This window comes from Kitasatospora sp. NPDC059327 (genome assembly GCF_042752535.1).
Taxonomy (GTDB): Bacteria; Actinomycetota; Actinomycetes; order Streptomycetales; family Streptomycetaceae; genus Kitasatospora.
In genome coordinates, this window is record NZ_JBHYYB010000263.1 from 1 (window position 1) to 1,054 (window position 1,054).

Genomic DNA, 1,054 nt, shown 5'->3' on the forward strand with positions numbered 1-1,054 from the left:
TCGCGGTCGGCGCCCTCGGGGAGGTACACGCTCGCGAAGGAGCCGAGCGCGCCGTGGTGCACCGTGTACGGGTCGGTGATGGGCAGGATGACCCGCAGGCCCTCGGCCTCGGTGTCCGCGGGGACCCCGAGGATGCGTCGGACCTCCTCCTCGACGAAGACGACCTGGGCGCGGCCCTGGGCGTCGGTCTTGGCGCTCATCCCGTGGTCGGCGGTGAGCACGACGGTCGCGCCGAGCTCCGCCAGTCGACCGGCGTAGTGGTCGATCTTCTCGTAGAGGTCGTTGGCGGCCTCCGTGCCCGGCGCGTTCTTGTGCTGGATGTAGTCCGTCAGGGACAGGTACATCAGATCGGCGCCGCGGGTTTCGAGAATTCGCACGCCGGCGGCGAGCGCGAATTCGCTGAGGTCGGCCGAGTATACGGTCGGCAGCGGCTTTCCGACCAGGGTGAGCACGTCGTCGATTCCGTTGTCCTCGACGGTGGCCTGGTCCGCCTTCTCCGCGGAGAAGCAGATGCCCCGGCGCGAGGGGGCGACGAACTCGCCGGACCCGTCGAGCGAGGGGCCCTCCTCGACGAGACCGGCGCCGAGCAGCCGGCGCAGCTTGTCCTTCGCGGTGACCACGACGACGTCCAGGCCGGCCTCGTTCGCGGCGGCCAGGATCGTGGGTGCGCGCAGGAACCGCTTGTCGTTCATCAGGACTTCTTCACCGAGGCCGGTGTCGAAGATGTAGTTGCCGCTGATGCCGTGCACGGCCGGCGGACGGCCGGTGGCGATGGACACGTTGTTGGGGTTGGTGAGGGCGGGCATCGCGCAGTGCGCCGGCCACGAGGTCCCCTCGTCTTCGAGGACCTTGCTCAGCCAGGGCATCCGACCGGCCGCCATCGCCTCGATGTGGTAGTCCGGCTCGCTGCCGTCGATGCAGATGACGACGACGGGATTCCCGGGCCTGGCGTACGTCCTGCCGTTGACGGTGAATTCCTCTGTGGTCACAAAGGCTCCTTAGCGCGTCTGTAACGTGGCTTGTATCTCTCTGAAACACAAGGGTGGCGGCGGGC

General features: G+C 68.4%; 1 protein-coding gene. It reads right to left on the reverse strand.

The features are described from left to right. On the reverse strand, positions 1–989 hold a 989-nt coding region (locus ACFXHB_RS44900), incomplete at its 3' end, for an alkaline phosphatase family protein (RefSeq protein WP_380583028.1). Positions 990–1,054 lie beyond the last annotated feature (65 nt).